Origin of the sequence: Photobacterium aquae (assembly GCF_001029445.1) — a bacterium.
In the GTDB taxonomy this organism is placed as follows: Bacteria; Pseudomonadota; Gammaproteobacteria; order Enterobacterales; family Vibrionaceae; genus Photobacterium; species Photobacterium aquae.
Window position 1 is genome coordinate 23622 of record NZ_LDOT01000066.1, and the last position, 20556, is coordinate 44177.

Genomic DNA, 20556 nt, shown 5'->3' on the forward strand with positions numbered 1-20556 from the left:
TGTTAAACCGTGCTGCCCCTAGTTTAGCTCATGCCAACTGGGCGTCTATATTTTTGTAATTTTACAACTTATGAATAATTATGACCTGATGGTATACCTACAGTCATTGCGTCAGGTCACGAAAGCAAAGAGTAATGGATACAGCTAAAAGTGTGAACCCTGTTATATATTTCTCTTTTTTAATCATCCTAATCGCTAGGAGTTCGCCATGTGGTACCAAAAACAACTGACACTGCGCGCCAGAACACGGGGCTTCCATCTGATCACTGATGAAATCGAACAACAATTACCAGAACTCAAACAAATCGAGATAGGACTGGCTCATCTATTCATCCAGCATACTTCGGCAAGCCTCACCATCAACGAAAATGCCGACCCAACTGTGCGCAGCGACATGGAGGCTCATTTTAACCACAGCGTTCCCGAGCGGGCCTCCTATTACCGTCATACGTATGAAGGGGATGACGACATGCCGGCACACATCAAGGCATCGTTGCTCGGTAACAGCCTAACCCTGCCAATAAGCCACGGTCGCCTGGCCCTCGGAACATGGCAGGGAATATACCTTGGCGAACATCGAGACCACGGCGGAACCCGCCGAATTATCGTGACCTTGCAAGGCACATAACAGAAACAAAAAAGGCGGGGCACTTCAGTCCCCCGCCCTCATTATGCATTCATGACATTAAAATGGCTGGTTGATCATGACCCTAAAGATACTGTCTTCGCTACCCCATGCCATCTCGGTGCGAACCACAACCCCTTCTACCTGAAAACGGATCGCGCCACCCGCGCTCCACTTCATGTCGCGGTGAAGTTCAGCCAAATCATATTCACCGGCCACGCGGCCAACATCGGCAAACGCAACCCACTGCCACCAAGGAACATCATACCACTCAAACACCGGCCACTCCTTAAGCGGCTGCCAGTCTGGCAATATACGGTACTCCAAGCTATAGCTCAGTGCTGAACGATCAGCATAGCGCCCGCTGGCAAAGCTACGCAAGCGATACAGCCCACCAAGCCGCATCCCCGCATAAGCGGGTGGTCGACGAAAAACCTCATGACCATTCACCGTATCCGTCTGATTCCAGCTCGGGGTATCACCAGTGTACACGTTAAAAGCAATAACTTGTTGGTCGAAGACTTCGCCAAGCGGCCCTGCATTCCAAAACCAACTCTGGTTGAGCTCCCACTTCCACCAACTCGGGCGATCGCTGCCCCCAGGATCAACCGATACCGAAAATTGGCTCCGGCTACCATCGGTCGGATTACGGGTATTGTTGCGATTATCCCAATCAAAGCGAGTCTCTAATCCCCATACCGACGAAGCCTCGCTAAATCCGGCAGGCGCAATCTCGCCCATCGGCAAATTGGCAAATTCTCGACTTTGATAAAATGGCCGCAGCTCAATGGTACTGACCCCGCTTTGCCACGGTACATGCCCGGTCAACTTGCGTCCAGGTACAAATGCAGCCGACACACCTCGGCTTGCCCCCGCCCCTATCGGCAACACATAGCGCATCGACAACCGATACTGCGACTCGCTTGCATCGGCCACGACCTTGTCCTCTGCCGATGAACCATTGCCTGTAGCGTCACCCAAAAAGTAATCAAATTGCTTAAATTCGGCAGCATACAACTCCGCACCGAACAACCAACGGCTTTCAAGACTGTAGGTATAATTACTGGCTCCGAGATACCCCAGCCAAGTCCCTTTATCGGTTACCAACCCGGCACCCAACAAGGCCGCTTGAGGTTGCCCGGCCCCTTTCAGCACCCCGGCCATACCAATGGAGAGCCCCATCGCATCGGTCGAAAAAATAAAAGGGACCACCGCGGAATCCGGCTCCCAAGTAGGCCAACCATCAGCAAATGCAGATATCGGATGTGAAAAAGCCGCAACCAATGCTGCGGCTTTCAATAATTTTATGTTAGGCAACTCTGTATTCGTCCCTTGTTAAACATAGGCCATCGTAACTCGAGAGGTCAGCTTGGTGACGAGTTCATAGGCAATGGTACCTATATGCTCGGCCACGATTTCTGCCGGCAGCCCTTCTCCCCACAAGACGGCCTCGTCACCGACCTTGTCGGCCGAATCCGGCCCCAAATCCACCGTCAGCATATCCATCGAAACCCGGCCGGCCATCGGCACGATACGGCCGTTGACCAATACCGGCGTCCCGTTCGGGGCCGTACGCGGATAGCCGTCACCATAGCCGATGGCAATAACGCCGACCTTGGTATCACGCTCGCTGGTCCAAATACCGCCATAACCGACCGACTCACCCTTTTTCACCTCACGCACCGCAATAAGGCTAGAGGTCAAGGTCATCACCGGTTTCAGATCATAGGCGGCCGCCAAGCGATCTGGCTCCACGAACGGCGATACACCGTACATAATGATGCCTGGGCGAATCCACTCCATATGGCTATCTGGCCACGCCAATATACCGGCAGATGCCGCCAGCGAGCGCTCGCCCCGACAACCTTGGGTCAGGGCGGTAAATGTACTGATTTGCTGGTGAGTCACATCGCTGCCCAAATCATCGGCACAGCCAAAGTGGCTAATATAGCGCAGCGGCTTGGCAACGTTAGCACAGGCATGTAGACGCTCGGTAAACCCTGCCAGTTGCTCAGGGCGAACCCCTAAACGGTGCATCCCGGTGTCAATCTTCAGCCAAACCACCACAGGGCTTTCCAGCTCGGCCTGCTCAAGCGCTTCGAGCTGTTCAAAGGAATGAACAACGGTATGGATATTGTTGGTCACCAAAACAGGCAGATCAGAGGGGGCATAAAATCCCTCAAGCAACAAAATCGGCTTGACCACCCCATCAGCCCTCAGTGTCAGGGCTTCCTCGATCCTGGCAACCCCAAACCCATCCACATCGGGCAGGCTCTGGGCGACATGGCCGAGGCCATGGCCATAGCCATTGGCTTTCACCACCGCCAGCACCTTGCTGTTCGGCGCTTGGGCGCGGATCTGACTGACATTATGGGTCAGTGCCTGGGTATTGATATACGCGGTTGCCGCTTTCATCGAAAATCCTATTTATTTCTTCCGGTTATCCGGAGCTACTGCTAGATCACTCGTCGTCGTAAGCTGGGCCCTGATAATTATCAAAGCGTGAGAACTGCCCTTGGAACGTCAGGCGAACCGTACCGATTGGACCATTACGCTGCTTACCGATAATAATTTCGGCGATCCCTTTGAGGGCACTGTCCTCATGGTAAACCTCGTCACGGTAAATGAACATGATCAAGTCAGCATCCTGTTCGATCGCGCCCGATTCACGCAAGTCGGAGTTCACCGGACGTTTATCGGCACGTTGCTCCAACGAGCGGTTAAGCTGCGACAAGGCGACCACGGGCACGTTCAGCTCTTTGGCCAGGGCTTTCAGAGAGCGGGAAATTTCCGCGATCTCCAAGGTACGGTTATCCTGATAGCCCGGTACCCGCATCAGCTGAAGGTAGTCCACCATGATCATGCTCAAACCGCCATGGTCCCGGGCGATACGGCGGGCACGGGAGCGCACCTCGGTCGGGGTCAGGCCAGAGCTGTCATCGATGTACATGCTCTTCTTTTCCATCAGCAGACCCATCGTCGATGAAATACGCGCCCAATCCTCGTCTTCCAACTGACCGGTACGGATTTTGGTCTGATCAACCCGTGACAAGGAGGCCAGCATACGCATCATGATCTGTTCCGCGGGCATCTCGAGCGAGAAGATCAGCACAGGCTTGTCCTGCTCCATGGCCGCGTTCTCGCACAGGTTCATGGCGAAGGTCGTCTTACCCATCGACGGACGAGCGGCGACGATAATCAAATCCGACCCCTGAAGGCCGGCCGTTTTCTTGTCGAGGTCGGTAAAACCGCTCGAGACCCCCGTCACCCCGTCTTGCGGTGACTGGTAGAGCAGCTCGATTTTTTCCAGGGTCTTTTCCAAGATGGTTTCGACGCTCTGGGGACCTTCGTTCTGCGAGGTGCGCTGCTCGGCAATGGCAAATACTTTGCTCTCTGCCATATCGAGCAACTCTTCGCTGTCGCGGCCCTGGGGATCATAGCCCGCATCGGCAATTTCGTTGGCCACGCTGATCATATCGCGGATCAGAGCCCGCTCTCGGACAATCTCAGCATAGGCCAGAATATTCGCCGCCGACGGGGTATTCTTGGCCAATTCAGCCAAATAGGCGAAACCACCAACGTCATCGAGCTGGCTAGAGCGCTCAAGGTGCTCCGATAATGTAATCAAGTCCAGTGGCTGGCCCGACTCCAACAGCAAGGCCACGCTTTCGAAAATAATCCGGTGCGGGCGGCTGTAGAAATCTTTGGCAACCACTTTCTCTGCCACCACATCCCACTTCTCGTTATCGAGCAGCAGGCCGCCGAGGACTGATTGTTCAGCCTCCAGTGAGTGGGGAGCCATCTTGATGGCATCCATCTTGGCGTCTTTATGAGGGTTCGGTTTGCTTTTCTCTGCCATAGGAATTGAAATCATTGCCGGAAACTAGGCCGAGCATTATACCCTAGTCCACCTCTCAATATAGCCTCCTCGGCAAATTAACCCCCCCATCATAGACCTTGCAGAGCGAATGCCCAGAAGCCCCCTTCTATCTTGACCAAAAGCTGACAGAAATGCGCTATACTTGCGCGCTGATCCCGCAACCACTCCCGTCACCAAGGAGGCCGCTTGGCACGCTACCTGCCAATTCTTTTGCTTGTCACCAGCATCCATGCCTACGCAGAGGATGATGACCGCCCAACCCGTATTCCGCCGCCTTGGAGCAGCGAAATCGAACTCGGCTACCAATCGCTCGGGGGGAATTCCGACTCGCAGACGCTCAATACCCGGCTGGCAGCCACCTACGTCAAAAACCAGTACCGACATACCGGAGAGGCCAAGTTCCTGCTGGCTGAAAAGGACGGCGAAGAGGACAAGCGCAAGGGCTCGCTGGAGCTGCAAAGTGACATGAAGGTTAACGAGAGAACCTATGTGCTTGGCAACATCAGCTATATCGATGACCGCTACGGCCCCTATTTTATCGACTTCACGCTCGCAACCGGTATCGGTTACCAGCTGATCCGGCGTGAAACCCTGCAGGTGGAAGTGGAAGCCGGCCCCGGCTATCGCCATCAGGAGCCCAATCTGGACGAAATTGACGACGACGATATCATTTTGCAGGAAATCGTCGACGAGCCGATCCTCCGTGGCAGCACCAAGCTGACATGGAAACCCACTAAGGATATCGAGCTCAATGCCCGTATTACGGGAATTGCCGGCAACAGCAACAGCACCATGGAGACGGAGCTCAACCTGACCACGGCAATCAACGATCATGTCGCCATCAGGATCAGCAATACCCAGAAGCTCAACAGCTGGGTGCCCGACGGGCTGGAAAAGCGCGACTCGGCAATGACGGTAAACCTGCTGTTCAAGATCCAATAGCACGCCGCACAAGCTCAAATAACAGGTATAAAAAAACCAGCCCGAAGGCTGGTTTTAAATATCAAACAAAACGTTATTAAGCTTCAGCTACAACGTTTAGTTTAACAGTTGCGAATACGTCAGAGTGCAGCTGGATGCTGATCTCGAATTCACCAGTTGTACGTAGTGCACCTTCAGGTAGGCGAACTTCGCTCTTCGCTACTTCAACGCCAGCTGCAGTGATTGCATCAGCGATGTCACGAGTACCGATAGAACCGAATAGCTTACCTTCGTCACCAGCTTTAGAAGCGATAACTACAGCTTCAAGCGCGTTAACTTTCTCAGCACGAGCTTCAGAAGCAGCTAGTTGCTCAGCAACTTTTGCTTCTAGTTCAGCACGACGTACTTCGAACATTTCAACGTTAGCTTTAGTTGCCATAACTGCCTTGCCCTGTGGGATTAGGAAGTTACGAGCGTAGCCAGCTTTAACGTTAACCTGGTCGCCTAGGCCACCTAGGTTACCGATTTTATCAAGTAGAATAACTTGCATTATCTTGTCCTCTTAAACTTAATTAAACCGCTACCGATTACTGATGCTTGTCAGTGTATGGTAGAAGTGCTAGGTAACGAGAACGCTTGATAGCGCGAGCTAGCTGGCGCTGGTATTTAGCGCGAGTACCAGTGATACGGCTTGGTACGATTTTACCAGCTTCAGTGATGTAGTTTTTCAGAGTTGCTACATCTTTGTAGTCAATCTCTTGTACGCCTTCTGCAGTGAAACGGCAGAACTTACGACGACGGAAGAAACGTGCCATGGGCTTATCTCCTGAACTAAATTTTTTCAATGTGATCGGCGTGCAACACTAATTTACCGATGCCATTACGGCCGGTGTGGTAAGAAACAAAGCCCCCTACCTTAATGTGGCTTCCGATAGCTAAATCTTGAGTGAGTACTTGCTGACCTTGCCCACTAACCACCACGTTGATGTAGCAATACACCTGGCGTGGTAAATCAGCTTCTTGCTGGTAGGAACGGTGCTCAAGCACAAAGTGACAATGAGGGATCCCCGCCAGCGACTGGCTTCGTTTGGGGTCCTTGGCGATAACGCCAGACAACTCCAGACGATTGGTCATTTACAAATTACTCAGCTGCTGCTTCGCCTTCAGATTGTGCTTCTGCACGCTCTTCACGACGTGGGGCACGCTCTTCTTTAGCCTTCATCATTGGAGATGGCTCAGTGATAGCGCCTTTAGTGCGCATGATCATGTTACGGATCACAGCATCGTTGAAGCGGAAGTTAGACTCTAGCTCGTCAACTACAGACTGCTCAGCTTCAACGTTCATTAGAACGTAGTGTGCTTTGTGCAGCTTGTTGATTGGGTAAGCCATTTGACGACGGCCCCAATCTTCTAGACGGTGAATCTGACCACCAGAATCTTTGATTGCACCAGTGTAGCGCTCGATCATGCCAGCAACTTGCTCGCTTTGATCTGGGTGCACCATGAATACGATTTCGTAATGACGCATGGGTTGCTCCTTACGGATTATTCAGCTTCTCTATTTGGCTCGGTCATCCAGGAGAAGCAAGGAACTAAGATAAATAACCGAGAATTTGGAGGCAGAATAGTATAGAGAATGGACAATTTAAGCAAGCGAATTTTCTTCGCTGGCAGAAGATATCTCAGCAAATAAAACACAACGGCTATTCAGACAGATAGACGTCTGCAGAGCGTTGAACTCACCCTCGCCCTCCGTACAGCCCCGCACGCAACACATGACCGACAGATACAAAAAAACCGGTGCCGCACCTACGTGCCGCACCGGTTGTTGTCGCTCATATTCTCGACCAGCACTCTGGCCGAGAGGTTGATTACTGACGCTGGCGAACAGCCTCGAACAGGCAGATCCCCGTCGCAACGGAAACGTTCAGGCTCGATACAGAACCAGACATCGGGATCTTAATCAGATCGTCACAGGTTTCACGCGTCAGGCGGCGCATGCCCTCACCCTCAGCCCCCATTACAATCGCCAGCGGGCCGGTTAGCTTGCTCTGGTAGATATCATGAGTCGCCTCGCCTGCCGTACCGACAACCCACACGCCTTGCTCCTGCAAATGGCGCAAGGTACGGGCCAGGTTAGTCACACGCACCAACGGCACCACTTCTGCGGCACCACATGCCACCTTGCTCGCTGTCGCATTGAGCTGCGCCGAACGATCTTTAGGTACAATCACTGCCACAGCACCCGCCGCATCGGCATTTCGCAGACATGCGCCAAGGTTGTGCGGATCGGTCACACCGTCCAGCACCAACAGCAATGGGCTGTCCTTGCCGGCAAGAATGTCGTCAAGATCATTCTCGTTGTACTGTTTACCAGGACGAACGCGGGCAATAATCCCTTGGTGCGAGGCCCCTTTCGCCTTGTCATCAAGTGCCTTACGGCCAGCTTGCTGAATCGTAATACCCAGCGCCTGAAGCTCATTGAGCACAGGTAGCAAGCGGTCATCCTCACGCCCCTTGAGGACAAACACCTCAATGAAACGCGATGGATCTGATGCCAATACGGCCTGTACGGCATGAATACCGAAAATCATGTCATTACTCATGGATTAGTTCTTCTTTGCTGCACGTTCTTTCTTGCCAGGACGCGCTTTTTTCTTACGTGACTTGGTCGATTTTTTCTTTTTCGCCGGATCGGCGCCAGCGACATCCGGCTTGCCTTTGCGGCCCTTACCGTGTGGAGCCTTGTCGCCCTCTATCGCAGGGATAGCCCCGGTCTTGAGTTTCTGGCGTACCGAACGACGGGTTTTCTTGCTCTTGGCGTTGTCTTCATCCTGTGCTTCACCGCCTTCGACACGGTAAACCTTCAGGCTCTGACGCTGCAGACCCTCGGCCTTGCGCATCCGCTGCTTCTTCTCACGCTTCTCGCGGTCGCGGCCAGTCTTGCCAGCACGGCTCGGCTTGCGGTTGCTGCCAACGATATCGAAGTCAATCTGGCGGTCATTCAGGTTGATAGAGGCAACCTTTACCGTCACCGTATCACCAAGACGGTAAACCTGACCCGATGCGTCGCCAATCAAGCGCTGGCCGATCGGATCATACTGATAGTAATCATTGGCCAGGTTCGAGATATGGACAAGCCCATCGATATTCAGCTCGTTTAGGCGAACGAAGAAACCAAAGCCCGTCACATTGGCAATCACACCGTCAAACACGTCGCCGACGTGATCCTGCATGTACTCACACTTGAGCCAATCGGCCACATCACGGGTCGCATCATCGGCACGGCGCTCGGTCATCGAGCACTGCTCGCCCAGCGTATCCATGTCGTCAAACGAGTAATGGTAGCCACCGGTCGGTGTCCAGCGATCCTTGTTTGTCCCGTTTTCCTTGGCAACCAGATATTTGATTGCTCGGTGTAGGGTCAAATCCGGGTAACGGCGGATCGGTGACGTAAAGTGCGCGTACTGGCTTAGCGCCAAACCAAAGTGGCCAATATTATCCGCCTGGTACACGGCCTGCTTCATCGAGCGCAGCAACATGGTCTGGATCAGCTCTTTGTCCGGACGATTCTGGATCAAGTTGGCCAATGCGGCATAGTCTTTCGGTGACGGCTCAAGGCCTCCCGACAACTGCAGGCTCAACTCACCCAAGAAATCACGGAAACCGGTTAGACGCTCTTCACCCGGAGTATCGTGAACACGGTACAGAGCCGGCTCTTTGGCTTTTTCCACAAAACGCGCAGAGGCGATATTGGCCAAGATCATACATTCTTCGATAATCTTGTGCGCATCGTTACGCTCAGCCGGCACAATACGGTCAATCTTACGATCGGCATTGAAAATGAACTGGGTTTCCACCGTTTCAAACTCAATCGCACCACGCTCTTCACGAGACTGCTTGAGTACCTTGTACATGCTGTACAGCTCTTCAAGGTGCGGCACCAGCGGCGCATAGCGCTCGCGCAGTTCCTCGTCACCTTCAAGCATCTTGCTAACTTTGGTGTAGGTCAGGCGGGCATGGGAATTCATCACCGCTTCATAGTGCTTGTAACCCGACAGCTTACCCGCATCTGAAATGGTCATCTCACACACCATACACAGACGATCTACCTGCGGGTTCAGAGAACACAAACCGTTGGACAGCACTTCCGGCAGCATCGGGATAACCTGAGACGGGAAGTACACGGAGTTACCGCGCTTCACCGCTTCGTTATCTAACGCCGTCCCCGGACGCACGTAGTAACTGACGTCGGCAATCGCGACCCACAAACGCCAGCCACCCGACTTCTTGCGCTCACAGTAAACGGCGTCATCAAAGTCACGGGCATCCTCGCCATCGATAGTCACCAACGGCAGATTGCGCAGATCAACCCGGCCTTGCTTGGCTTCTTCCGGAACCTCTTCGCCAAGACCTTGAATTTGCTTGTCGACCTCAGTAGGCCACTCGTGAGGAATATCGTGGGTTCGCAGGGCGATCTCGATTTCCATCCCCGGCGCCATGTTCTCGCCCAGAACCTCGACAATCTTGCCGATCGCGTTGTACTGGCGGGTCGCACGCTGGGTAATTTCCACTACCACCACGTTCCCCATCCGAGCACCCTGACGCTGGTCCTGCGGGATCACAATATCCTGCGCGATACGGGAATCATCCGGCACCACATAGCCCATGCCATCTTCGATGAAATAGCGACCGACAATCTGGCCTTCGTAATGTTTCAATACGCGAACCACGCGGCCTTCGCGGCGGCCACGTTTATCCGTACCAGCAACCTGAGCAAGAATATAATCACCGTGGATTACACCGCGCATCTGGTGGTGCGGCAACAGCAGGTCATCTTCCTTGGCGTGGCTGCCCTCAGGACGCAAGAAACCAAAACCGTCACGGTGGCCAATCACATGGCCCTTGATCAAATCCAACCGCTCTGGCAACGCATAGCACTGACGACGGGTAAAAATTAGCTGGCCATCGCGTTCCATCGCCCTCAGGCGGCGGCGCAGGCCTTCATATTGGTCGTCCCCTTCCAGGTTCAGCATTTCAAATAGCTGATCCCGGCTAACCGGTGTATCAAACCCGCGGATCACTTCCAGCAGCATTTCTCGGCTAGGAACCGGGTTTTCGTAGTTTGATGCTTCGCGATCGCGAAAAGGATCGACCGGTATTTCGGTAGTACCTTTTGACATAATTAGATCCAAGTTGGCGAGGATATGCTTCAAGTATATCCGCGCCCTAGGTGAACAGACGGGAGCCAGATCGAAATTTTCGGCTCCCCTGGGAGGTTTGAAGTTATCGGCGGGTTAGTCGGCCACTGGCTGCTCCAACAGCACTCGCAGCGGCGGGTTGTTGTCTATCATATCCGCAAGGGTATGGTCATCCAGCTCGGCAAGAAACGCCTGCCGAGCACTAAACAGGACCCCTTTCAAGCGGCAAGCAGGGGTAATGTGGCAAAACTCTTCGCTGCAATTCACAATTTGCAACGGCTCTATTGCCCGAACAACATCTCCGATCACTATCTGGTCGGCAGGCTTACCCAAACGGATCCCGCCATTTTTGCCTCGTACCGTCTCGACATACCCCAGCTGGCCTAGCTTATTGATAATCTTCACCATATGGTTGCGGGACACCCCGTACACTTCAGTCACCTTGGTGATACTCGCCAGCTCCCCTTGTGGTAGGGTCGCAAGGTAAATCAGGGCACGCAGGCCGTAATCGGTAAAACTTGTCAGCTGCACAATAACTCCTCCTGCTGGCATTTTAATCTGGATATTGACTAAAAGATACAGATAAGATACAAGTTATAACATGCATTACAAATACAACTAATAATAGGTAAAGTCATGCTCAGCCCACAAACAATCGAGATAATCAAAGCCACCACACCCGCTGTCGCCCAGACAGGTCCAGCCCTGACTGCGCATTTTTACGAACGAATGTTCCACCACAATCCCGAGCTCAAAGATATTTTCAACATGAGCAACCAGCGCAACGGCGACCAGCGCGAAGCCCTGTTCAACGCCATTTGCGCCTATGCCACCCACATCGACAACCTCGCCGCCCTGCTGCCAGCCGTCGAGAAAATCGCCCACAAACACACCAGCTTTATGATCACCGCCGAGCAGTATGCGATTGTCGGCGGGCACCTGCTCGCCACTATCGATGAACTGCTCGCGCCAGGACAAGAAGTCCTCGACGCATGGGGCGAAGCCTACGGCCTGCTGGCAAATATCTTCATCAAACGCGAAGCCGAGATTTACAGCGACAACGCTGCCAAGCAGGGCGGCTGGCAGGGGCTTCGCGAATTTGTTATCACCGACAAGAAAGCCGAAAGCGAAGTCATCACCAGCTTCACCCTCAAGCCTGTTGACGGTGGCAGCGTCGCCCCATTCCGGCCCGGCCAGTATCTGGGGGTTTACCTTCATCCGGAGGAATTCGACAACCAGGAAATTCGCCAATACAGCTTATCTTCAGCGCCGCAAGCCGATCAGTACCGGATTTCCGTCAAGCGCGAAGAGGGTGGGCTTGTCTCCGGCTACCTCCACCAGCAGGTACAGATCGGCGATACCATCAATGTTGTGCCGCCTGCCGGCGACTTTTTCCTCGACCTCGCCCCGTCAGCTCCCGTCGCCCTGATCTCCGCCGGGGTCGGCCTGACTCCAACCCTGTCAATGCTTGAAAGCCTGACAGAACACCAAGCCCCTGTCCGCTGGCTACATGCAGCCGAAAACGGTAGCCACCATGCTTTCCGCGAGTATGTTGCCGATCTTGCTGAGCACCACCCTCACATTTCGTCCCATACTTGGTATCGCCAGCCAAGAGACTGCGACCAACCTGACCGTGACTTCCAGTTCGAAGGGATGATGGATTTGAACGCGGTCGCCGAGATGCTCAGCGAGCCAGACATGCACTATTATTTCTGCGGCCCGGTCGGCTTCATGCAGTCGATCGCCAAACAACTGCTGGCACTGGGAATAGCCGAAGACAGGCTACACTATGAGTGTTTTGGCCCCCATAAAGTGCTGTGATTATTTGTCGCATTCGCCATAACAAAAAAGAGAAGCCTTTGGCTTCTCTTTTTTTATGTCTTTTTCTATCACCAATAAGAATCACGCCGTTTGGCCCGGGCGATCACATTGGCCGGCATCCGGTTTTCTAGCCCCAGCCGCAACTGGGTAATTTTATTGTGGGTCACCTTGCTCGCCGACACGGTATGGTATAGCCAGCGATAGGCATCCTCGAAATCCAACGGGCTGCCGTAATCTCTCAACAACAACTCGGCTAACAAAATCCGGGCATTAACATTGCCCATCGATGCCGCTTCGCGCAAATAAGGAATCGCTCGTTCGCTATCCTGCTGCACAAGGATCCCTCGGGCATAGTAACGCCCCAGCTGCTCCAGCGCAGCCGGTAACCCTTGCTGTGCCGCCTCTTGCATGTAGTGAATCCCAAGCTCGGCATCACGCTTGACGCATACCCCCCATGCCAGCATATCGCCATAGAGGTATTGGTAGGCCGGTGACTCGACCCTAACCGCCCGCGCTTCAATGTCCTGCACCAACTGGCAGTCATCGGCTCTAACACGCTCAAGATGGCTATTGGTGTCAAACATTCGGATCAGCTGGTTTTCAGTATACACAGGCACCGCATCGCCGATAGCCTCAGAGGCCATAGCGGGGGTCACTACCAGCAATGTCGTGATCAGCAAGGCTCGAAGGCTCATGATGGGGCTCCAACGTCAAGGATTAACAGGGTATCGGCCGATTCTAAATAGACTTTAGTGAAAATTCATTATGATTATGACACTTGTAATATTTTGAAATAAAAACAAAAAAACCAGCCCGAAGGCTGGTTTCTATTCATCAACACTGGCGTTAGACGCGAGTGGATTAGTTACCGTATGGGTGAACTTTGATGATTGTCTCGTTACGGTCTGGGCCAGTAGAGATAATATCAATTGGCACACCCGTTAGCTCTTCAATACGTGCGATGTAGTTCAACGCCGCTTGTGGAAGCTCGTCTAGAGATTTCACACCAACGGTGTTCTCAGACCAACCAGGCATTGTTTCGTAAATCAGCTCTAGGTTCTCGTAAGCATCTGCCGCCATTGGTGATACTTCTAGAAGCTCGCCAGATTGCGTTTTGTAGCCAGTACAGATTTTCAGCTCTTTCAAGCCATCAAGTACATCAAGTTTAGTCAGGCAGAAACCTGAGATAGAGTTGATTTGTACGGCACGGCGCATAGCTACAGCATCAAACCAACCTGTACGACGTAGACGACCCGTTGTCGCACCAAACTCGTGGCCAACTGTACCTAGGTGCTTACCGACAGGATCTTGCTTGTCTAGACCGTCGTATAGCTCTGTTGGGAAAGGACCTGCACCAACGCGAGTACAGTAAGCCTTCGCAATACCCAGAATGTAACCTAGGTGACGAGGACCAAAACCAGAACCGGCAGCAACACCACCAGCAGTCGTGTTAGAAGACGTTACGTAAGGGTAAGTACCGTGGTCGATATCAAGCAGTGTACCCTGCGCGCCTTCGAACATGATCTTGTCGCCACGCAGACGCGCATCATCAAGCTCTTTGGTCACATCAATAACCATCGCGGTCAGGATATCAGCCTGAGCCATGATGTTTTCAAGTACTTCTTCGTAGCTTACAGGCTCTGCATTGTAGTAATGCTCTAGCTGGAAGTTATGGTAAGCCATCACTTCTTTTAGCTTTTCAGCAAATGCAGCTTTATCGAATAGATCGCCAACGCGCAGACCGCGACGAGCAACTTTGTCTTCGTACGCAGGACCGATACCACGACCTGTTGTACCGATCGCTTTCTTACCGCGAGCAATTTCACGAGCCTGATCAAGCGCAACGTGGTATGGAAGAATTAGCGGACATGCTTCTGACAGGAATAGACGCTCGCGAACAGGAATACCACGTTCTTCTAGCGGGCCCATTTCCTTCATCAGTGCGTCAGGAGAAAGTACAACACCGTTACCGATGATGCATTTAACGTTGTCACGCAAGATACCTGATGGGATCAGGTGAAGGACTGTCTTTTCACCGTCAATTACAAGAGTGTGTCCAGCGTTATGGCCACCTTGGTAGCGTACTACATACTTTGCATCTTCAGTCAAAAGATCAACGATCTTTCCCTTACCTTCGTCACCCCATTGGGTGCCAAGAACGACTACATTATTTGCCATCTTTCTTCGTCTATCTGTAGTTAAAAAAGGATTCTAGCACCTTAAACGTCACGTTGCAGTCATTTTTTGACCATAGCCAATACGCCATCAACACCGATGTCACGCAACTGTGCTAGAGGCATTTACATACTAGTGTACATCATATAGGCGATAACACTGCCGGCCACCACCAAGCAGCCTCCAATACGGCGTAAGGTGTTGTCATCCTGCTGACTCAATTGGCTCACCATCTCACGCCATCCTCGCGGTGCCAGCAATGGTCCGAGCCCTTCAAATACCAACACCAGCCCCAAGGCCAGCCAAATTGTATTACTCATTCCGAGCCTCCGTTGTTGTACCGCCATTATACCCAAAACCGTTCGCGATACTCCGCTTCCACGCCCTATGCAGTCGAGAGCAACAGGCAAAAAAAAGGCAAGACTCTCGTCTTGCCTTTGATGCTTTGCCGATACTGCTTAGTTAGCGGTACCTATAGCATTCGACTCTTTCATGTACTTGAAGAATTCGGTATTCGGGTCAACAACCAGAATATCGTTCTTCGAGTTGAAGCTATTTTCGTAAGCCTTGAGTGAACGCAAGAAGTTATAAAACTCAGGATCCTTACCAAAAGCTGACGAGTAAATCTCAGCCGTCTTCGCATCCGCCGTACCACGTAAAACTCGAGCTTCACGGTCAGCATCAGCTAGGATCTTCGCAACTTCCAAGTCGGACTTGGCGCGAATCACTTCGGCCTTCTCGCGCCCTTGTGAACGGTGCTTACGAGCTACCGACTCACGCTCTGCACGCATACGGCGGTAGATCGATTCACTGATCTCATCTGGCAGGTTGATTTTCTTCATACGGAAGTCAACCACACGCACGCCCAGATCCTTCATCGCACTGACCTGAATATCCTTCAGCACGTTTTCCATGATCTGATCACGCTGGCCTTCCACTTCCTTGCTCGGTGCCACTTCAGCCACGATATCTGTCGCAGGTGCCACATCGTCATCACTCACGACAGTTGCCGCCGGTGTGCCGCGTTCCGGCCCAGAAACAATCTGCTTGATTTCACGCGAACCGATTTCAGAACGCAAGCTGTCAACAACCTTACGCTTAAGCAAAGCCTGTGCCGTCGACACATCGCCGCCGCCCGTGGTCAGGTAGTAACGACCAAAGTCTTCGATACGCCACTTTACGTAAGTATCGATGATTACGTCTTTTTTCTCTGACGTTACAAAACGGTCGGCCTGATCATCCATAGTCTGGATACGTGCATCCAACATGCGTACACGGTCAAATACCGGCATTTTGAAATGCAGGCCCGGCTCGTAGATCCGCGCATTCTCCATCTCAGCCGTCGAGTTCTGCACAGTATTTGAATCAACCTTCGGATCATCTTTCAGAATACGTCCGAAACGCACCACAATCCCACGCTCGCCTTCTTGCACCACGAACATCGACATCAGCAATGTCGCGATCACAATCACAATGACCGGGATAATTAACTTACGCATAATTAATATCTCCCCTGACGACCGGTATTAGCACGCGGTGCCGTTGTTACTGGCGCCGTCTCTACTTTTTCCAGCTCGATGCCGTAGTCGGTAGTTGTGCCACTTTGTGGTTTACCTTGCTCTGTCGGCTTAACCAGCTTATCCAAAGGAAGGTACAACAAATTACCGCTTGAGTTGGAGTCCACCATTACCTTGCTGGTATTGGAATAGACGCGTTCCATCGTTTCAAGGTAGAGACGATCGCGCGTCACTTCCTTCGCGGCCAAATACTCAGGCAATAGCTTTTCGAACTGGGCGACCTCACCCAGCGCACCGTTGACTACGCGCTCAGAGTAACCTTCTGCCTCACGCTTGATACGCTCTGCACGACCGGTTGCCTTCGGTAGAACATCATTGCTGTATGCCTCTGCCTCACGGACGAAACGTTCTTCATCCTCTCGCGCGGCGATAGCGTCATCGAATGCATCCTTCACCGCTTCCGGCGGACGGGCAGACTGGAAGTTGACGTCAACAACCTGCAGACCCATATCGTATTTCTGGATGATATCGTCAATTGCTTTTTGGGTATTGGCACGGATCACCTGACGGCCCGTTGTCAGAGCCTGATCCATGGTGGAGTCGCCAATCACCGCACGTAACGCCGAGTCTGTGGCCTGACGCAGGCTGTCATCAGCATTGGTCACGCTGAACAGATACTTCTGCGGCTGAGCAACGCGATACTGCACATCCATCTCAACCTGCAGCACGTTCTCGTCTTTGGTCAGCATCAAACCTGAACTACGCAGCGAACGAATTGCCTGCACGTTGACAGGGATCACTTCGTCAATAAAAGTAGGCTTCCAGTTAAGACCCGGACCAACCTCCTCCTTCAGCGCCTCACCAAAACGCAGCACGACACCCTTCTCAGCTTCACCGATAGTATAGAAGCCCGAAAACCCCCATACCGCGGCAGCCAATACTACCACTACCCCCACACCGGCGGCACTGCCACCCGTTGAAGGTCCTTTTTTATTCCCAAAAACGCCACCGAATTTGCGACTCAGTTTAGAGAAAACCTCATCGAGATCCGGCGGACCTTGATCACGACCACCGCGATTATTATTCCCCCAAGGGTCATTATCACGGCCGCCGTTGTTACCAGGCTCATTCCACGCCATTATAGAACTCCATCAATATGATATGACGACAGTTTTTTTTATTACTCTAGCAGTCCATTAAGCAACGATAAAGTCATCAAGCGATGTACTTTCTCTTTTTTGTAACCGAGCCCACTCTGTCAGCGGTAATCGGATATCAATTTTGAGGCTGCCGTCAGGGTCATATTCTTCATGCAAAATACAGCCCAACTGATAGAACTTACTGCGATAGCGGCCGATGAACTGAGGCGGCAGACACAGAGTATGCCTAACCATCGTTCCGGATAACCGCTCCGTCAGTGCTTCGAACAGCAGGTCAATACCCTGCCCTTCCATTGCTGAAACCCATACCCGACGCGGGATACCATCACCATCACGCTCGATACGAGGCTCAGCCCCTTCCAAGTTGTCAATCTTATTCATGACAAGCAAGGACGGTACTTCGTTGGCCTCGATTTCTTCGAGGACAGCATCTACCGCTTCGATGTTTTCGCGAAAACGCTCATCGCTAGCATCAACCACATGCAACAACAAGGTGGCTTCTTGAGTCTCTTTCAATGTTGCCTTAAACGCCGCCACCAAATCATGAGGCAAATGGCGAATAAAACCAACGGTGTCAGCAAGAATCGCTGTACCTACATCCGCCACGTCGATTTTACGAAGCGTCGGATCCAAGGTCGCAAACAGCTGGTCGGCCGCATACACCCCGGCCTCTGTCACCCGGTTGAACAAAGTAGACTTACCGGCATTGGTGTAGCCCACCAAGGAAATGGTCGGGATTTCTGCTCGGTTGCGCGCCCGGCGACCTTGCTCCCGCTGCTTGGCTACTTTTTCCAATCGACGCAAAATGGTTTTAATCCGCTCGCGCAGCAAACGACGGTCGGTTTCCAACTGGGTCTCACCCGGACCACGCAAGCCTATCCCGCCTTTCTGGCGTTCAAGGTGGGTCCAGCCTCGGATCAGGCGGGTCGAGATATGACGTAGCTGTGCCAACTCAACTTGCAACTTACCTTCATGGGTTCGTGCTCGCTGGGCAAAGATATCAAGGATCAGGCCTGTACGGTCTAACACCCTGCACTTACAGATTTGCTCCAAGTTGCGCTCTTGCGCTGGAGAAAGAGAGTGGTTGAATATGACAATTTCGGCATCTAATGCCCGAACTGCTTCGGCAATTTCCTGTGCTTTACCTTCTCCCACGTAATACTTAGGGTGGGGAGTTTTACGACTACCTGTCACAACACGTAGCGTATTGACTCCCGCCGAGGAGACCAGCATTTCAAACTCGCTGAGATCTTCCCATTCCCCTTCTTGCGTGAAGTTGATATGAACAAGAATTGCCTGCTCACCGGATTCATAACGGTCAAACAAGCAATCAACTCCTTAACGAAGAATATTATTCTTCGGTTTTTTCCTGAGAACGATCAGCAGAGGCTGGGCGATCACCGGCATGGTGGTGATTTACAGGACGCGCGGGTACTACGGTAGAAATCGCGTGCTTATAAACCATTTGGTTTACAGTATTTTTCAGCAGGATCACAAACTGATCAAAAGATTCAATCTGGCCTTGCAGCTTGATACCGTTAACAAGGTAGATTGAAACAGGGATTCTTTCGCGACGCAAAGCGTTCAAAAACGGGTCTTGCAGAGATTGCCCCTTAGCCATTTTTTCTTTTCCTTATTTGTTTGTAGTTGTAGTTAGCAACGAATCAAAATTAAATACGCAAAACAGTAGTGAGTATACACGCTAATCAAATATCACATCTAACTGAGTTTGTGATGGTTTGTAACGATGCATCGACATCACTACTGTCTAACCACGTCAGATCCTTCCAGCTTCTGAGCCATGTGATCTGACGCTTAGCCAATTGACGGGTGGCACAGATACCACGGAAAACCGCATCATCCAAGCTACACTGCCCGTCCAAATATTCCCACATCTGGCGGTACCCTACACAACGTATTGACGGTAAATCTGGGTACAGATCCCCTCGTTCATACAAAGCGCGAACTTCCTGTTCAAAACCAGCTTTGATCATCTTGTCAAAACGCTGCTCGATCCGCTGATGCAAGACAGCCCTATCCTTGGGAGTTATTGCAAACTGATGAACCTTATAAGGCAACGATTCACCCTGAGTTTTCGTAAGCTCAGTTAAAGTTTTACCCGAAATACGAAAAACTTCCAATGCCCGTGACAATCGCTGAGGGTCATTAGGATGGATTCGAGCCCCGGAAACAGGGTCAACCCTTACCAATTCCTCATGCAGCACCTGCCAGCCCTTCTCCGCTGCCTCTTGCTCTATCTGGGCGCGGATCGCCGGATCCGCCGGAGGCAATGGCGACAAACCTTCCAACAATGCCTTGTAGTACAACATCGTACCACCGACTAGCAAAGGAATACGCCCTGCTGCCACTATATCAGCCATTTCTTTCAGTGCATCAGCACGAAAGTCCGCAGCTGAATAACTTTGCGCTGGATCACGAATATCGATAAGACGATGGGGAGCCTGAGCCAGTTCGTCGGCGTCTGGCTTTGCCGTTCCAATGTCCATACCTTTGTAGATAAGGGCGGAATCGACACTTATCAACTCCACAGGCAATTGTTGGCGCAAGCGGATTGCCAAATCGGTTTTGCCCGAGGCTGTCGGGCCCATAAGAAAAATGGCCGTCGGTAAAGGCTTAGTCATAGTCAAATGCTTCTATTGCCGCACGCACATCGACTGGGCGCAGCAGTTGTGTATTGTAATGTTCAAGTTCATGGCCCCATAGCTGCTCCAGTTCTGTCACCAACTGGATCGCTTGGGAAAGGCTGTAAGCGGGAAGCTCAACCGTAATTTGGCCGGCAAGCCACTCTAGCAAACGATCCCATCCCTGCGCCTCGGCATCCTCGGCAACACTCGCCAAGTATTCCAGCAAGGCCGGGATCAACTGCTGCAAGTTTTGCTGACGCAATGGCATACATACAGAGAGGATCACCAAATGGCTACGCCCTTTCGCTTTAAGCTGTATGCCTAGCTGCTTCAACAACAATGCATGCTGTTCGGCACAGTCTATCATACTTGCTTCAACAGGAATGGAATGCGGAATCAGCAATGGCTGAGGTTTCAGCCCTTCGCTCTTGGCTAGCCTTAGCTGCCCTTTGGCTCGCAGACGCTGGGCAGGCAGCAATGCCAACAGGCTCAGACCGTCATCTCGTCCTAGCAGCAAATAACGCTGCTCCACCAAGCTCAAGGCCTTGCCCAGCCCACAACCGCTGGCCCCGTCGATCGCACCTTGGCGAATTGGCGTTGGCGTTGGCGTT

The 20556-nt window shown here is 52.2% G+C and carries 21 protein-coding genes and 1 pseudogene; 3 read left to right on the forward strand and 19 right to left on the reverse strand.

Translation table 11 applies throughout. From position 1 onward, the window contains the following. The first annotated feature begins 208 nt into the window (after nt 1-208). The gene (locus ABT56_RS22560) at nt 209-628 is read left to right on the forward strand and encodes a secondary thiamine-phosphate synthase enzyme YjbQ (protein ID WP_047881168.1); all 420 of its coding nucleotides are present in this window, start codon (nt 209-211) and stop codon (nt 626-628) included. A gap of 57 nt (nt 629-685) precedes the next feature. Here the strand turns inward: ABT56_RS22560 and ABT56_RS22565 are convergent, their stop codons facing one another. The 3 genes from ABT56_RS22565 to ABT56_RS22575 are packed head-to-tail and all read right to left on the reverse strand — an operon-like array spanning nt 686 to nt 4484. Further along, a complete protein-coding gene (locus tag ABT56_RS22565) occupies nt 686-1942 on the reverse strand; it encodes a BamA/TamA family outer membrane protein (RefSeq protein ID WP_047881169.1) in 1257 nt (418 codons plus the stop codon). 18 nt (nt 1943-1960) lie between these two features. Next, nucleotides 1961-3040: an alanine racemase gene (gene alr, locus ABT56_RS22570; protein WP_047881170.1), complete on the reverse strand. Its 1080-nt coding sequence runs from the start codon at nt 3038-3040 to the stop codon at nt 1961-1963. Nucleotides 3041-3086: 46 nt separating this feature from the next. After that, a complete protein-coding gene (locus ABT56_RS22575) occupies nt 3087-4484 on the reverse strand; it encodes a replicative DNA helicase (RefSeq protein WP_047881171.1) in 1398 nt (465 codons plus the stop codon). Between the two features lie 231 nt (nt 4485-4715). Here ABT56_RS22575 and ABT56_RS22580 point away from each other — a divergent pair, with 231 nt between their 5' ends. After that, nucleotides 4716-5447, forward strand: coding sequence for a DUF481 domain-containing protein (locus ABT56_RS22580; RefSeq protein WP_240478385.1), 732 nt, complete (start codon nt 4716-4718; stop codon nt 5445-5447). A gap of 76 nt (nt 5448-5523) precedes the next feature. On the opposite strand, the gene rplI is transcribed toward ABT56_RS22580, so the two are convergent. From rplI to nsrR, 7 genes are all read right to left on the reverse strand, one after another. Next, the gene (gene rplI, locus ABT56_RS22585) at nt 5524-5976 is read right to left on the reverse strand and encodes a 50S ribosomal protein L9 (protein ID WP_047881172.1); all 453 of its coding nucleotides are present in this window, start codon (nt 5974-5976) and stop codon (nt 5524-5526) included. A gap of 37 nt (nt 5977-6013) precedes the next feature. Next, nucleotides 6014-6241 (reverse strand): 30S ribosomal protein S18, encoded by a 228-nt coding sequence (gene rpsR / locus ABT56_RS22590; RefSeq protein ID WP_002539422.1) that lies wholly within the window; start codon nt 6239-6241, stop codon nt 6014-6016. A 16-nt stretch (nt 6242-6257) separates the two neighbouring features. Next, a complete protein-coding gene (priB, locus tag ABT56_RS22595) occupies nt 6258-6560 on the reverse strand; it encodes a primosomal replication protein N (protein WP_047881173.1) in 303 nt (100 codons plus the stop codon). Between the two features lie 7 nt (nt 6561-6567). Next, a complete protein-coding gene (gene rpsF / locus ABT56_RS22600) occupies nt 6568-6954 on the reverse strand; it encodes a 30S ribosomal protein S6 (RefSeq protein ID WP_047881174.1) in 387 nt (128 codons plus the stop codon). Between the two features lie 343 nt (nt 6955-7297). Next, nucleotides 7298-8032, reverse strand: a complete 735-nt coding sequence (gene rlmB, locus ABT56_RS22605) for a 23S rRNA (guanosine(2251)-2'-O)-methyltransferase RlmB (protein WP_047881175.1) — start codon at nt 8030-8032, stop codon at nt 7298-7300. Nucleotides 8033-8035: 3 nt separating this feature from the next. Beyond that, on the reverse strand, nt 8036-10609 hold the full coding sequence (gene rnr / locus ABT56_RS22610; RefSeq protein WP_047881176.1) for a ribonuclease R: 2574 nt from the start codon (nt 10607-10609) through the stop codon (nt 8036-8038). Nucleotides 10610-10723: 114 nt separating this feature from the next. Then, the gene (gene nsrR / locus ABT56_RS22615) at nt 10724-11158 is read right to left on the reverse strand and encodes a nitric oxide-sensing transcriptional repressor NsrR (RefSeq protein ID WP_047881177.1); all 435 of its coding nucleotides are present in this window, start codon (nt 11156-11158) and stop codon (nt 10724-10726) included. 105 nt (nt 11159-11263) lie between these two features. On the opposite strand from nsrR, the gene hmpA reads away from it, so the two are divergent. Beyond that, nucleotides 11264-12448: an NO-inducible flavohemoprotein gene (gene hmpA, locus ABT56_RS22620; protein ID WP_047881178.1), complete on the forward strand. Its 1185-nt coding sequence runs from the start codon at nt 11264-11266 to the stop codon at nt 12446-12448. Between the two features lie 68 nt (nt 12449-12516). On the opposite strand, the gene motX is transcribed toward hmpA, so the two are convergent. The 9 genes and pseudogenes from motX to ABT56_RS22665 all read right to left on the reverse strand — a co-directional run. Next, nucleotides 12517-13143 carry a flagellar protein MotX gene (gene motX / locus ABT56_RS22625; RefSeq protein WP_047881179.1) on the reverse strand — a complete coding sequence of 209 codons (627 nt, stop codon included), beginning with the start codon at nt 13141-13143 and terminating at the stop codon, nt 12517-12519. A 166-nt stretch (nt 13144-13309) separates the two neighbouring features. Further along, the gene (locus ABT56_RS22630; RefSeq protein WP_047881180.1) at nt 13310-14626 is read right to left on the reverse strand and encodes an adenylosuccinate synthase; all 1317 of its coding nucleotides are present in this window, start codon (nt 14624-14626) and stop codon (nt 13310-13312) included. Nucleotides 14627-14748: 122 nt separating this feature from the next. Continuing rightward, nucleotides 14749-14943: a DUF2065 domain-containing protein gene (locus ABT56_RS22635; RefSeq protein ID WP_047881181.1), complete on the reverse strand. Its 195-nt coding sequence runs from the start codon at nt 14941-14943 to the stop codon at nt 14749-14751. A gap of 138 nt (nt 14944-15081) precedes the next feature. After that, entirely contained in the window at nt 15082-16122 is a 1041-nt protein-coding gene (gene hflC / locus ABT56_RS22640) for a protease modulator HflC (RefSeq protein ID WP_047881182.1), read from the reverse strand. Between the two features lie 2 nt (nt 16123-16124). Next, complete coding sequence (hflK, locus tag ABT56_RS22645; RefSeq protein WP_047881183.1) at nt 16125-17279, reverse strand: FtsH protease activity modulator HflK; 1155 nt, start codon at nt 17277-17279, stop codon at nt 16125-16127. Nucleotides 17280-17336: 57 nt separating this feature from the next. After that, nucleotides 17337-18626 (reverse strand): ribosome rescue GTPase HflX, encoded by a 1290-nt coding sequence (gene hflX, locus ABT56_RS22650; RefSeq protein WP_047881184.1) that lies wholly within the window; start codon nt 18624-18626, stop codon nt 17337-17339. Nucleotides 18627-18651: 25 nt separating this feature from the next. After that, entirely contained in the window at nt 18652-18921 is a 270-nt protein-coding gene (gene hfq / locus ABT56_RS22655; protein ID WP_047881185.1) for an RNA chaperone Hfq, read from the reverse strand. An 85-nt stretch (nt 18922-19006) separates the two neighbouring features. Further along, nucleotides 19007-19942, reverse strand: coding sequence for a tRNA (adenosine(37)-N6)-dimethylallyltransferase MiaA (miaA, locus tag ABT56_RS22660; protein WP_047881186.1), 936 nt, complete (start codon nt 19940-19942; stop codon nt 19007-19009). After that, nucleotides 19935-20556 (reverse strand): annotated as a pseudogene (locus tag ABT56_RS22665) (DNA mismatch repair endonuclease MutL); the annotation flags it as partial. The pseudogene ABT56_RS22665 and the gene miaA, both read right to left, overlap by 8 nt.